Annotated in this window: 13 protein-coding genes; 5 read left to right on the forward strand and 8 right to left on the reverse strand. The window is 46.4% G+C overall.

Features of this window, described 5'->3' with window-relative positions:
• Positions 1-87: 87 nt before the first annotated feature.
• Both tpx and IEX60_RS13000 read left to right on the forward strand, forming a co-directional pair.
• Positions 88-588 (forward strand): thiol peroxidase, encoded by a 501-nt coding sequence (gene tpx, locus IEX60_RS12995; protein ID WP_188751296.1) that lies wholly within the window; start codon positions 88-90, stop codon positions 586-588.
• Positions 589-725: 137 nt separating this feature from the next.
• Entirely contained in the window at positions 726-1,814 is a 1,089-nt protein-coding gene (locus IEX60_RS13000; RefSeq protein ID WP_188751298.1) for an acyloxyacyl hydrolase, read from the forward strand.
• A gap of 2 nt (positions 1,815-1,816) precedes the next feature.
• Here IEX60_RS13000 and pgi read toward each other — a convergent pair whose 3' ends face one another.
• The 5 genes from pgi to IEX60_RS13025 all read right to left on the reverse strand — a co-directional run bounded on the left by pgi (position 1,817) and on the right by IEX60_RS13025 (position 8,898).
• On the reverse strand, positions 1,817-3,469 hold the full coding sequence (pgi, locus tag IEX60_RS13005; RefSeq protein ID WP_188751299.1) for a glucose-6-phosphate isomerase: 1,653 nt from the start codon (positions 3,467-3,469) through the stop codon (positions 1,817-1,819).
• An 18-nt stretch (positions 3,470-3,487) separates the two neighbouring features.
• The gene (locus IEX60_RS13010; protein ID WP_188751302.1) at positions 3,488-4,138 is read right to left on the reverse strand and encodes a lipoprotein signal peptidase; all 651 of its coding nucleotides are present in this window, start codon (positions 4,136-4,138) and stop codon (positions 3,488-3,490) included.
• A 90-nt stretch (positions 4,139-4,228) separates the two neighbouring features.
• Positions 4,229-4,615: a TraR/DksA family transcriptional regulator gene (locus IEX60_RS13015; RefSeq protein WP_188751304.1), complete on the reverse strand. Its 387-nt coding sequence runs from the start codon at positions 4,613-4,615 to the stop codon at positions 4,229-4,231.
• 4 nt (positions 4,616-4,619) lie between these two features.
• Entirely contained in the window at positions 4,620-8,063 is a 3,444-nt protein-coding gene (gene ileS / locus IEX60_RS13020; RefSeq protein ID WP_188751306.1) for an isoleucine--tRNA ligase, read from the reverse strand.
• A 481-nt stretch (positions 8,064-8,544) separates the two neighbouring features.
• On the reverse strand, positions 8,545-8,898 hold the full coding sequence (locus IEX60_RS13025; protein ID WP_188751308.1) for a HesB/IscA family protein: 354 nt from the start codon (positions 8,896-8,898) through the stop codon (positions 8,545-8,547).
• A 98-nt stretch (positions 8,899-8,996) separates the two neighbouring features.
• Between IEX60_RS13025 and IEX60_RS13030 the strand changes: the two genes are divergently transcribed.
• The 3 genes from IEX60_RS13030 (at position 8,997) to IEX60_RS13040 (ending at position 11,678) form a co-directional block, all read left to right on the forward strand.
• Positions 8,997-9,524, forward strand: coding sequence for a DUF7935 family protein (locus tag IEX60_RS13030; protein WP_188751310.1), 528 nt, complete (start codon positions 8,997-8,999; stop codon positions 9,522-9,524).
• A 60-nt stretch (positions 9,525-9,584) separates the two neighbouring features.
• Complete coding sequence (glyA, locus tag IEX60_RS13035) at positions 9,585-10,856, forward strand: serine hydroxymethyltransferase (RefSeq protein WP_188751312.1); 1,272 nt, start codon at positions 9,585-9,587, stop codon at positions 10,854-10,856.
• Between the two features lie 234 nt (positions 10,857-11,090).
• Complete coding sequence (locus tag IEX60_RS13040) at positions 11,091-11,678, forward strand: RNA polymerase sigma factor (protein WP_188751314.1); 588 nt, start codon at positions 11,091-11,093, stop codon at positions 11,676-11,678.
• Between the two features lie 5 nt (positions 11,679-11,683).
• Here IEX60_RS13040 and IEX60_RS13045 read toward each other — a convergent pair whose 3' ends face one another.
• The 3 genes from IEX60_RS13045 to IEX60_RS13055 all read right to left on the reverse strand — a co-directional run bounded on the left by IEX60_RS13045 (position 11,684) and on the right by IEX60_RS13055 (position 13,362).
• Positions 11,684-12,292 (reverse strand): 2'-5' RNA ligase family protein, encoded by a 609-nt coding sequence (locus IEX60_RS13045; RefSeq protein WP_188751316.1) that lies wholly within the window; start codon positions 12,290-12,292, stop codon positions 11,684-11,686.
• Between the two features lie 115 nt (positions 12,293-12,407).
• A complete protein-coding gene (locus tag IEX60_RS13050) occupies positions 12,408-12,953 on the reverse strand; it encodes a GNAT family N-acetyltransferase (RefSeq protein ID WP_188751318.1) in 546 nt (181 codons plus the stop codon).
• Between the two features lie 7 nt (positions 12,954-12,960).
• Positions 12,961-13,362 carry an iron chaperone gene (locus IEX60_RS13055; protein ID WP_188751320.1) on the reverse strand — a complete coding sequence of 134 codons (402 nt, stop codon included), beginning with the start codon at positions 13,360-13,362 and terminating at the stop codon, positions 12,961-12,963.
• Between the last annotated feature and the right edge of the window lie 118 nt (positions 13,363-13,480).

Raw genomic sequence — 13,480 nt, forward strand, 5'->3', positions numbered from 1 at the left:
TTGTAATATCATTCGGTTGTAATCAAATGCATTAATCTTTTTACATGCCATCGTAATTTGCTAATATTACCCGAAAATTAGTGAACTATGGCAACTATCACATTCAAAGGTTCCGAAGTGCATACGACTGGAACGCTTCCCGCGGTGGGAAACCAGGCACCTGATTTCAAATTGACTGACGGCAACTTGTCTGATAAGACATTGACTGATTACCGGGGTAAAAAAATTGTTCTTAATATCTTCCCAAGCATCGATACGGGAACCTGCGCGGCTTCTGTGAGAGCATTCAATCAGAAGGCTGCGGGACTGGACAATACCGTCGTGCTTTGTATCTCGAAAGACCTGCCGTTTGCTCAAGGGCGTTTTTGTGCTGCTGAGGGGATCAGCGATGTAGTGACGCTTTCTGAGTATAAGGACAGCAATTTTTCCGATGCCTACCAACTGAAGATTGCCGACGGCCCGTTAGCCGGACTGTTGAGTCGTGCCGTTGTGGTCATCGACGAAAATGGAAAGGTGGTCTACACGGAACAGGTTCCGGAAATTGCCAATGAACCCAACTATGACGCAGCCCTCGCGGCAATTTCTTAATCCTGTACAAAAAGCAGAATAAGATCAAAGCAATAACTCATTTCTACCGATGGGGTATCATTGCTGGCTTTTTAGCTAGTTGTTTACACAATCTGCAAGCCCAAATCTGGCCACGCGGCCAGCTAGATACCCCTTATTTGAACATCCCTAAGCGGAAGCAACTGCTGGTGCAGTTGGACATTGAAAACGGGGGGATGATCAGTAATAATAAACAGGTTCGTGAATCCTTCGGAAACATTTATTATAACGGGATAAACTTCCGGGTTGGATGGCAGACAGACACCGAAGGCGATAACTATCATCAGCTATACAACTATCCGATCTATGGAATCGGGCTTTATGCCAGCACGTTTCGGAAACCTGAGATAGGCACGCCTACAGCCCTTTACGGGTTCTTTGCTGCACCTATAAAAGTAGGCCGATTTAAGCGATGGGATTTTAATTATCGGATTTCGCTGGGATTGGCCAGCAATTTTGAGCCGTATGATGAAGAAAATAACCCGTTGAATATCCTATTGGGTACACACCGGAATGTCTTCATTGACTTGGGTGCACAGGCAAATTACCGGCTGAACAATCACCTCCAATTGGGAGCTGGATTATCATTCCACCACTTTTCCAACGGTTCAATCAGGCAGCCCAATAAGGGTATTAACCTACTGCCCCTGAGTGTAACAATGACCTACGTTCCCTACAGGCAGACACCCGATTTTACCAAGCACGAATTACCCGAGCTTGATGAAAAAGGACAGATTCATTTGCATTACGCTTTCGGTATTAAGCAATTTGAACCGCAGAACAGGAAACGGTATTTCAAGTCTACGGTTGGTATGTATTGGAGTTACGCCGTGGGTTACAAATGGCGCCTCGGTGTAGGTGGAGACCTGTTTTATTCCGATTCGGGTAACCAACCCGAAATTGCTGGCGATGCGCTCAATAAGATCGGATCCATGCTTTCAGGAGGCCCCGCATTCTATATCGATCATGTGCTGACAAAGCGGTTGTACCTCAACGGTAACATTGGTGTCTATGTGCATCGCAACCATTTCAACGGCGAAATCAAGCCCGTTTTTCTGCGTATAGGCACACGTTATAAAGTCTGGAAAAATGCTTATGCGGGTGTATCCATCAAAGCCCACGCGGGAAAAGCTGACTTTGTGGAGTGGACAATGGGATATACCATACAACAAAGAAAGAGCCGTTCACCGGAGCCGATAAGCCCCTGAGGTTAGTTAACGCGCCATTGTTTGTATTGATTAATTAACCCGTTGGTCGAGGCATCGTGTGAGTCGACCGATTCCCCGTGCCGTAATTCCGGCAGGATTTTTCCAGCCAATTGCTTGCCGAGTTCCACGCCCCATTGGTCAAAACTGAAAATGTTCCAGATAATACCCTGTACAAATATTTTATGTTCATACAGGGCAATCAGTGAACCCAGTGTATATGGAGTGATTTTTTTAATCAGGAAAGAATTGCTAGGGCGATTGCCCTCAAATACTTTAAATGTTTTCAGCCGTTCAATTTCAGCATCGGATTTACCGGATGCTCTCAGTTCAGCCACTACCTCAGCCCCGTCCTTACCATTCATCAATGCTTCGGTTTGGGCAAAAAAGTTGGATAACAACAGTGTATGGTGCTCACCCAGGGGATTGTGTGTTTGGGCCGGTGCAATAAAATCGCAGGGGATTAACTTGGTACCCTGGTGAATGAGCTGATAGAATGCATGCTGACCATTGGTGCCCGGTTCGCCCCAAATGATGGGACCTGTCTGATAGTCTACCGGATTGCCGTTCCGATCCACATACTTGCCATTACTTTCCATATCGCCCTGTTGGAAGTAGGCAGCAAAGCGGTGCAGGTATTGGTCATACGGAAGAATGGCCTGGGTTTCGGCATCAAAGAAATTGTTATACCACAGCCCCATTAGGGCCATGAGTACCGGGATATTATCTTCAAAAGGAGTATTGCGGAAATGCTCATCGGATGCATAGGCCCCTTGAAGCAATTGCGAAAAATTATCGTAACCGATGCTCAACACAATGGACAGGCCTATCGCACTCCATAGGGAGTAACGTCCGCCCACCCAATCCCAAAACTCAAACATATTTTGTGTATCGATACCAAAGTCGGCCACGGCTTTTCCATTGGTGGATAAAGCCACAAAATGCTTAGCAATTGCCGAATGGTCCGCACCGCTATCTAACAACCATTGCCGTGCCGTGTGTGCATTCGCCATGGTTTCCTGTGTGGTAAAAGTCTTAGAAGCGATCAAAAATAACGTAGATTCAGGGTCGACCCTTTTCAAAGTTTCCGCAATGTGTGTGCCATCCACATTGGAAACAAAATGTATGTTGAGGTGATTTTTATACGGCCGGAGTGCCTCGGTAACCATGACAGGCCCCAAATCCGAACCGCCGATACCGATGTTGACCACATCGGTGATGGCTTTGCCTGTATGGCCTTTCCAGTCACCGTTGATAATTTTCTCCGAAAAATCGTGCATTTTATCCAGCACTGCACGTATCTCCGGCATGACGTCTTGCCCGTTCACTAAAACCGGTTCGCTACCTTGATTACGGAGCGCTGTGTGGAGGACAGCACGGTTCTCCGTTTCATTAATGGCCTCCCCAGCAAACATCGCCCTGATTGCATCCTCCACCTTGCATTCGCGGGCAAGTTGCAGAAGTAGTGCTTTCGTCGTATCGTCGATACGATTTTTCGAATAATCGAAAAAAATGTCACCAAATGTAACGGAAAACTTTTCAAACCGATCCGGATCTTCACGAAACAAATCGCGGAGGTGTTTTGGGGCGATATCAATGTAGTGGTTGCTGAGGTATTTGTAGGCTGCTGTTTTGGTAAAATCGATACGGGGTAACATAATCTTAGCGTTTAATAATCAGTCTTCTATGACTTCACTGTTGTAACTTTCAGGTTCTATGACCTCTTCTTTGAAATATCGCTTTTGGTATAAAAGTATTAATGCAACTCCAACGGTAATGGCGGAGTCAGCGATGTTGAATACGGGCCTGAAGAAAAGAAAATCTTCTCCGCCCCATATCGGAAACCATGAGGGAAAATGACCCTGAACCAACGGGAAATAGAGCATATCCACAACTTTTCCATGAAGCAAACCAGCATATCCTCCTCCGGCCGGGAAAAGTTCTGCTTTCTCGAACCACGTACTTTCGCTGAATATCAAGCCATAGAAAGTGGAGTCGATAATATTGCCCATGGCTCCCGCAAAAATAAGCGCAACATTGAGAATAAAGCCCCTGTGGTACTTGCGTTTGATCATGTAATGAAGCCCATAGCCAATCCCGATTACTGCTGCGATACGAAATAAAGACAGGGCCAGTTTGCCGGCTTCACCTCCGAATTCAAGGCCGAAAGCCATTCCATTGTTTTCGGTAAAATGGATGATGAACCAATCACCCAGAATTTTATACTCCTGACCAAGCGTCATGTTAAGCTTAATCCATAACTTGAAAATTTGATCAATAAGGAGTACTGACACGATCAGTATGACGGGTTTGGTATAGCCTTTCATGGTTTATAGCTATCGGCTATCAGCGATCAGCTATCGGTTTGCCAGCAGGTTCAAAAGCTGATTTCCGATTACTGATTGCTGACGGCCTGATTAATACTGTTTCAACTTGGCTTCCATGCTTAATGTGGTGTGGGGCACAGCACGGAGCCGTTCTTTTTGGATGAGCTTGCCTGTCTCGCGGCAGATACCGTAGGTCTTGTTTTCAATGCGTACCAAAGCAGCTTCCAGGTTATCAATGAATTTTTTCTGACGAGCTGCCAATTGATTGGTCTGCTCTTTTTCCAATGTGGCTGATCCGTCTTCCAGCGTCTTAAACGTGCCTGCCGTATCGTCAGTTCCATTGGCATTGCTGCTATTCAGTGATTTGGTCAGGGATGACAATTCTTCTTTCGCTACGCGGAGTTTCTCCAGGATGATTTCCTTGAATTCCTGTAGCTCAGCATCACTATACCGTGTTTTTTCGTTGTTATTTGACATAATTTTACACTTTTTCAATTAAAACATTCATCTCCTTTTCAGCGATCTCTATTGTGTCTCCCATAGCGAGGCTATCCTCAAATATCAAAGAGTCTGCCAATATCTCGGTGCGAATATAAGATAAATTACCCTGAGCAGCGGTAGCGATGTCGGGAATGTTGCTTAGACAGACCCGGATTCGGTCGGTTACCTCAAGTCCGTGCTCTTTGCGGAGATTTTGGATTCGGTTTACCAGCTCGCGCGAAATGCCCTCATTCTTAAGTTCGGGGGTGATGTGGATGTCCAGCGCCACGGTGAGGTTGCCCAGGTTGGCTACCTGCCAGCCGGCAACGTCCTCGGCAATAATTTCCACGTCATTTAGCTGTATGATGTATTCCGTAGGAAGCGAAGCGGAATCATCACCCCCTGGATTGCGTATTGTGATCTGACCGTTGCGCTCCAGCAGGGCAATCTCATCGGCGGTAAACGCCTGGATGACTCCGGCGACTTCCTTCATGTCCTTGCCTACTTTTGGCCCCAGGGTTTTGAAATTGGGCTTGATTTTCTTTTTGATGATGCCCGATGTATCGGTAATAAACTCAATTTCTTTGATGTTGGTTTCAGAAAGGATCAGATCTTTGACCGTTTCCACTTTGCGCTGAAAATCGTCGTCAAGTACGGGCAGCAGGACTTTATTCAGCGGTTGCCGTACATTGATGCCGGTTTTCTTGCGTAGCGATAACGTCAGTGACGAAATATCCTGAGCCAGGGCCATGCGATCTTCCAGATCTTTATCGACCAAATCCGGGTGATATGCGGGGAAATCAGCTAAATGAACCGATTCTGCAGATTCTTTGCCGGTTACACCGTTCAGGTCCAAGTACAGTTGGTCGCTGAAAAACGGTGCGATGGGCGACATCAGCTTGGCGATGGTATCTAAGCAGGTATAAAGCGTTTGATAGGCCGAGATTTTATCGGATGTATAATCGCCTTTCCAAAACCGTCTGCGGCACAGCCGCACATACCAGTTACTCAGATGTTCATCCACAAATGTTTGAATAGCCCGGGCTGCTTTGGTAGGTTCAAAGTCGGCATAGTAACCGTCCACTTCTTGGGTCAAACTATTGAGCAGGGAGATAATCCAGCGGTCTATCTCCGGCCGGCTCGCAATGGGTAAATCGGGCTCGCTGTAAGCAAACTTATCAATGTTGGCGTACAATGCAAAGAATGCATAGGTATTGTACAACGTACCGAAGAATTTGCGGCGAACCTCATCCAACCCCTCTTCATTGAATTTAAGGTTATCCCAGGGGGCGGCATTGCTGATCATATACCAACGCGTGGCATCGGCACTGTATTGCTCAATGGTAGCAAAGGGATCGACTGCATTGCCCAGCCTTTTTGACATTTTGTTGCCGTTTTTATCCAGCACCAAGCCATTGGAGACCACATTTTTGAAAGCAACGGAATGCCGGAGCATGGTGGAGATAGCGTGCAGGGTGAAAAACCAACCCCGGGTCTGATCGACCCCTTCGGCGATGAAATCCGCCGGATAGGCGCCCTCAAATGCCGCATTGAATGGCGTGTCACTGCCCGCAGCAAGCTTCTGCTGGTCCAACCCCCATTGCGCGAAAGGCATGGCTCCACTGTCGAACCATACGTCGATGAGGTCGGGCTCGCGGTAGAGTTTTTGTCCGGCATCCGATACCAGGACGACATCGTCTACATACGGACGGTGCAGGTCAAGTTCCGCTGTATCGAATTTGCTCAGATACGCTTGCAGTTTAGCTTTCTCAGCCTCATCGAGCACATCCGAAGACAGACTGCTTTCAATCCGTGTTTTCAGCTCGGCGATCGATCCGATGCAAATCTCTTCGTTTTCATCGGCACTGCGCCAAATAGGCAGCGGCGTGCCCCAATAGCGGGAACGTGAGAGGTTCCAGTCTACCAGGTTTTCCAGCCAGTTGCCAAAACGGCCGGTACCGGTCGCTTCCGGTTTCCAGTTGATGGTTTTATTGAGCGCCACCAATTCATCTTTTACCGCCGTGGTACGGATAAACCAGCTGTCCAGTGGATAATAAAGGATGGGCTTGTCCGTACGCCAGCAATGGGGGTAGCTGTGCTCGTATTTTTTGACCTCAAAGGCTTTATTTTCCTCTTTCAGCTTGATGGCAATCAGCACATCGGTGGGTTTAAACCCTGCTGCCGACCGCTCTTCGTCGCTGTAATATTCTTCTTTAACAAACCGACCGCCAAATTCACCGATTTCCTTCACGAATCGGCCCCGTTTGTCAACGATGGGGACATCCTTCCCGTTTTCGTCTTTCACGAATACACCCGGCACATCGTTTTCCTTGCTGACACGGAAGTCATCCGCACCGAACGTTGCAGAAGAGTGCACAATACCCGTACCGTCCTCCGTAGTAACGAAGTCGCCCGCAATGACACGGAAGGCCTTTTGCTCCAGTTCTTCGTTGGTAACATAGGGCAGCAACTGATGGTAACGGAGATTGACTAATTCGGCACCCGAAAATTCTCCCCGGATTTCCCAAGGAATGATCTTGTCTCCCTGTTTGTAATCTTTCAGCGGAATGGCCTGGCCTTCTGATTTAAAATATCTGCTGACCAATTCCTTAGCCAGTATCACACTTACGGATTCAAATGTATATTGATTAAAGGTGCGGATTTTGACATAACGGATGTCCTTTCCGACCACCAACGCACTATTCGCGGGCAGTGTCCAGGGCGTGGTCGTCCAGGCAAGGATTGCCGTATCCTCGTTTTCGTCCTCAAAAAGGGCCGCCATGGCAGGGTGTACCTGGTCACGTTTGAGGCGGAACTCGGCAACGATGGTGGTATCCTTCAGGGGCTTGTACGTGCCCGGCTGGTTGAGCTCATGGGAACTGAGACCCGTACCGGCGGCCGGCGAATAAGGCTGTATGGTATATCCTTTGTAAAGCAGCCCTTTCTTGTAGAGTTCTTTCAAGATCCACCAAAGGGTTTCGATGTATTCGTTTTCGTAGGTGATGTATGGGTTTTCCAGGTCTACCCAATACCCCATTTTTTCAGTGAGGTCATTCCACACATCGGTGTATTTCATGACCTCCCGGCGGCATGCTGCATTGTAGTCGGCTACCGAAATCGTCTTACCAATGTCTTCTTTAGTGATACCCAGGGTTTTTTCGACAGCAAGTTCAATCGGCAGCCCATGGGTGTCCCATCCACCTTTGCGTTTTACCTGATAGCCTTTTAAGGTTTTATAGCGGCAGAAAATATCCTTAATGGTGCGTGCCATTACATGATGGATCCCCGGCATGCCATTGGCTGAAGGGGGGCCTTCATAAAAAGTATAAGGCCTTTCTGCCGGACGCTGGGAAATGCTTTTTTCAAAGATTTTCTCTGCTTGCCAGCGGGCCAATACCTCTTTGCCGATTTCGGATAAATGAAGCTGCTTATATTCCTTGTACATCAATTGTTTGTGTTCAAAAATGAGGATGCAAAGATAGTGAATTAGTACGAAAGGAAAAAAGGAGATGTGATTCGGGCGGTTGCTCCTCAACTGGAATCGGTTCGCGCTGCTCCCAATTGCTATGTTTCGTCTGCAAGCCGCCCGAATTGTTGAGGATATCTTTACAAAAGAGAAGACTAATGTTGGTTTAAGACAACTGTAGTTCGTCCTTACCAATTACATACCTGTTTGATACCTTTTGTTTACCGTTTTGGTAAGGCCGAGGTAAGGAATTGGTAAAGAAATGGTAAAGCGGAGGTAAGGGATTGGTAAGCGAGAAGTAAGGAAAGCGTAAGGAAGAACTATGGGAAAGGTATAGAAAGGGTAAAACTTTGGTACGTGAATGGTATAGAAGCAGAAGCATCTTGAAAAAACGAGCGTACTGCCTTTAATGAATTAAGGCAGAAGCTAACGTGGAAATAACTTCTTTAGTGGATAAGACTTACGCGGAAAACGACGACCCGCACCCGCAGGTGCTGCTCGCGTTCGGATTATTGAATGTAAACCCGCGGGCATCAAGGCCATTTTTAAAATCGATTTCCATGCCTGCAAGGTATAGACCATGGGCCTTGTTCATAAACACACGTATTCCTTCAATATCGTATTCGGAGTCTCCTTCTTTCTTCTGGTCGAAGCCCAACACATAGTTCATACCGGCACATCCGCCTCCTTCGACACCTACCCGCAGTCCAAAATCATCCGATATTTCCTGTTGCTCTTTTAGTTTTTTGAGTTCGCTGACGGCGCCGGGTGTCAACGTCAGCGGAGCTGAGGGTGAAAGCGTTGCTGTACTCATCGTATGCTGATTTAAATTCAAACAAACAAAAATACATAAATTTCCCCACTTTTGCAGATAAATGTGGATTTTTACGTTCCATAAACAAAGCAGACAGGATGGATATTACAGCGTTTTCGTTAGATCTTATTAAATATGTGTTAGCAGGATGCATTGTGGTGGGCCTGGCCAATTGGATGTTCTGGACAAAGTATAACAGCTATACATTTAAGCTCAAAATGCTGGAGAAAAAACATGCTGTCAACAAGGATCTGTTACCGTTGCGGCTGCAGGCTTACGAACGGCTTATTCTTTTTGCTGAACGGATCAATCCCGCCAATTTATTGATACGCTTGCATGAGCAGGGGTTGAGCGCGGAGGATTTTGAACAACATCTGGTCAACGAGATACGTGCGGAATACCAGCATAATGTTACACAGCAATTGTATGTGAGCAACGCCGCCTGGTCGGTTACCAAACAGATAAAAGACAATACGGTTGCCTTGATCCGCAATGCAAGGACGGGGCTGCAGGCAGGCGCCAGCGCAAAAGAGCTCAGTAACGTGATCCTTGGCCACGTCGCGGCGTTAGACGAAAATCCGTATGAACTGGCACTTAAAACCATCAAAAATGAATTGATGAGTTGAATATTACGGGCAAGTTTATATCTTTGCGCAACTTTTTAACATTCAATTCTTTGTATCATAATGAGAAGGGACGAAACCATATTCAAATTAATCAATGAGGAGCTCAAGCGTCAGGAAGAAGGCATCGAACTCATTGCATCCGAAAACTTCGTAAGCAAGCAGGTGATGGAAGCCGCAGGGTCTGTGCTGACGAACAAATATGCAGAAGGCCTCCCCGGAAAGCGTTACTATGGTGGCTGCGAAGTGGTAGATGAGGTGGAGACCATTGCCATCGAGCGTGCGAAACAGCTGTTTAATGCCGAGTGGGTAAATGTGCAGCCGCACTCCGGTGCACAGGCCAATGCAGCTGTCTTTTTAGCACTGTTACAGCCCGGCGATAAGATTTTGGGTTTTGACCTCTCACATGGCGGACACCTTACCCACGGTTCACCAGTTAATTTCTCCGGAAAACTTTACCAACCGTTGTTCTATGGTGTAGATAAAGAAACCGGCTTAATAGACTACAAGCAATTGGAAGAAATCGCCTTGCAGGAAAAACCAAAGGTCATCATCTGCGGCGCATCGGCTTATTCACGCGATTGGGATTATGCGTTTATCCGTCGGGTTGCTGATGAAATCGGAGCCTTGGTAGTCGCAGACATTTCTCATCCTGCGGGACTCATTGCGCGTGGACTGCTTAGCGATCCATTGCCCCATTGCCACGTGGTCACGACCACTACCCATAAAACGCTGCGTGGTCCCCGTGGCGGCCTCATCCTAGTAGGCAAAGACTTTGAAAATCCCTGGGGCATAAAAACCCCGAAAGGCGAAGTCCGTAGCATCACGTCACTACTGGATTTGGCTGTATTCCCCGGTACCCAGGGTGGCCCGTTGGAACACATCATTGCTGCCAAAGCCATTGCGTTTGGCGAAGCACTGAGTGAAGACTACATGGAGTATATCGTTCAAGTGAAAAAGAACGCCGCAACGTTGGCCCAGGCTTTTGTGGGCAAGGACTACCATATCATCTCGGGTGGTACCGACAATCACCTGATGTTGATTGACCTTCGCAACAAAGGGATCAGTGGTAAAGCGGCTGAAGCTGCACTAGGTAAAGCTGGAATCACGATTAATAAAAACATGGTACCTTTTGACGATCGGTCGCCGTTTGTTACATCCGGCATCCGTTTGGGAACGGCCGCCATCACCACGCGGGGTCTCAAAGAAGCACAGATGCTGGAGATTGCTGAAATGATTGATGTTGCGCTGATCAAACACGACGACGACGCTGCACTCGGCAAAATCCATAATAAAGTGAAAGCGCTGATGACGGAGTATCCACTGTATAAATAACATCAGTGAAAGATTTAAAAAGGGCTCACACAAGCGTGTGAGCCCTTTTTGTGGATTAAAAGTTATGCTGATTCTGTTTATTCAAGACGTTAAATTCAAACAAAAGCTTTGATATTCTGAAAATTTTGTTTTTTTTTGAAGAACCAATACAAATAGGAGAGCTACTATAGGAAATACGACTACACGACAAGGATTACTTATTTGTTGAAAATAGTAAAGGGAAAGTAGCGTATTATGAAGCTTGAACAACGAACCGACCAAGAACTTATTCGTCTTTATATCGCCGGTGATGAAACCGGGCTAGCCATTTTAATTGACCGATATAAGTCAAAGATATATACATCTATCTATTTGCTGGTAAAAGATGAGTATCTGGCAGAAGATATCTTCCAGGATACCTTTATCAAAGTGATCAACACCCTCAGAAACGGCCGTTACAACGAAGAAGGTAAATTTTTACCTTGGGTGATGCGTATTGCGCATAACTTAGTCATCGATTATTACCGGAAGGAGCGTCGTACTCCCGTAGTGGTAAACAGCGATGGTTTTGATATTTTTGATGTGCTCCACTTTACCGACGAAAGTGCGGAAACGCGTATGATCCGTGAACAGACTCATAAAGACCTGCGGAGAATGATTCAACTTCTTCCAGACGATCAGAAGGAGGTGCTCATCATGCGGCATTACGGCGAGATGAGTTTCAAAGAAATTGCTGATGTTACGGAAGTAAGCATTAATACAGCGTTAGGCAGAATGCGTTATGCACTCAATAACCTCCGCAAAATGATGTACGGGAAAGAGCTTGCACTCAAAATCGGATGAGTAAATCAGGCAAACAGCTTTCCTTGGGTAAACCGTGGTAGTATGCCGAGAAAGTTAAATTTATGTGCTACCGAATACGGATGGGTTCCCACCTTTCGTTTTAACAGGATCATGTTTTTAGCCTGAAAGTTTCCGTGATAGTTCGTCCGGTTCCAGATCGGCCATATCGCCTCGTGTTGTGAAGGCGTAAGATTTCGCGCGATGGTCACATGAGGCTTTGAAACAAAATACGGCGCAAATCCCCTGGTATTTAAGAGCGGACGAAGTTCGGTACGACGTAAGGACACCAGTTCGAGTATCGGATCGGTCGATGCAACATGAACGAATAACGTATGGCCAAAGCTGCCAAAACCCTGTAGTTCTACATCAAAAGGCCTTGTTGCTGCCGCGAGTTGATGGAGCTGTCTGATAATGTTTTTTTCATACGTTTCATATTGTACAAACCTCATCAAGGTAATATGACCCTTGGAAACAATGGCATTCGGATAGCGATGACTCCTTATGAAATATTGCTTAAATGCCCGTATCTGTTTTTGTGCTTCGGCAATCGGCTCGATGATTAATAGATATTCATACAGATGAAATCCAAAAGAGGGTTGAAATAGCGCATCCATAATCTAATATTTTTAGTAAAAATATATTATTCTTAGCAAAATTCCAAGCCATAAGTTATTTTTTACTAAAAAAATTAACAATTATTTTTCTTGTGTGTGGATGGCGTGCACTGTCTTAGAGGAATTTGCTGAGAAGAACGGTGCTGTCGGATTGCCGTAATGGTTTGAATCCCATTTTTTCGGCAAATCGGCGCGCGTTATGGTTGGTGGATGATGTGTTGCATCGCAACACTTTAACCCCATACGATGTTGCGGCAAAGGCAGCCACGAGTGCCAATGCTGCGGCCATAATTCCCTTCCCCCGGAATGTGGGAAGAAGTGATCCGCCGAATTCGATTTCGTGGGTTTCACGATTCCAATGGTGTAATGCACAGTCACCTATTACCTTAGTCGGACAGTCGGCTAGACGGATCGTCCACAGCATTTCACACCTCGAAACGATTCGCTTTGTAAAACATTCTGCGGTTTCATTGGGCAGTATGGGAGATTCCCAAAGCTGTCCGTGTACGGCAATTCCGGCGTATAGGTCAAAAAATTCCTGATTATCGGCATAAGTCAGTACATTCAGTACGACTCCGCCACCTGACAATTCATGGGGTTCATCAATTGAGGTTTCATAAGTGTGGGCGCGGTGGTGAATCGTCCGTTCGAAGAAAAACATATCCAAATTATCTTTTTGACGGCTTCGCCTTAGCTTTTGCCTTTTCCTTATTTTCCGCTGCACGTTTTTTGACGAGACGGGTTATCAACGCTTCCGGAAGCGGCTCCTCCCAGGGAAAATGTATGGCACCTTTCGTCTGTTTATAACGGGATAGCTCTTCCTTAAATGTCTCTTTAAGGGTAGCATTAGCTGGATAGAGCGCCCAGTGATTTTTCCATGCTGCAAAATAAATAAGTATTCCGTTATACTTATACGTAGGCATTTTGTAGCTGATTACTTCGTCGGCTTCCGGCACAGCCTGCTTAATGATTGCCCTTAGCCGCTCCAATAGCGCTCTTTTGCTGTCCTCCCCAATGGAAGTTAGGTATTGATTGACCGTGTTGATGTTATTTGCTTGCGTATTTTCCATGGTTACCGGTAACCGAGAATTCCATGATACAAACTTAGCCGATAAATTAATATCACGGGATGGGAAAATATGACAATGTAGGGGGGCGGATGCGACAATAGGGGAGGGCCGGCGTGTG

Origin of the sequence: Parapedobacter defluvii, assembly GCF_014642075.1 — a bacterium.
In the GTDB taxonomy this organism is placed as follows: Bacteria; Bacteroidota; Bacteroidia; order Sphingobacteriales; family Sphingobacteriaceae; genus Parapedobacter; species Parapedobacter defluvii.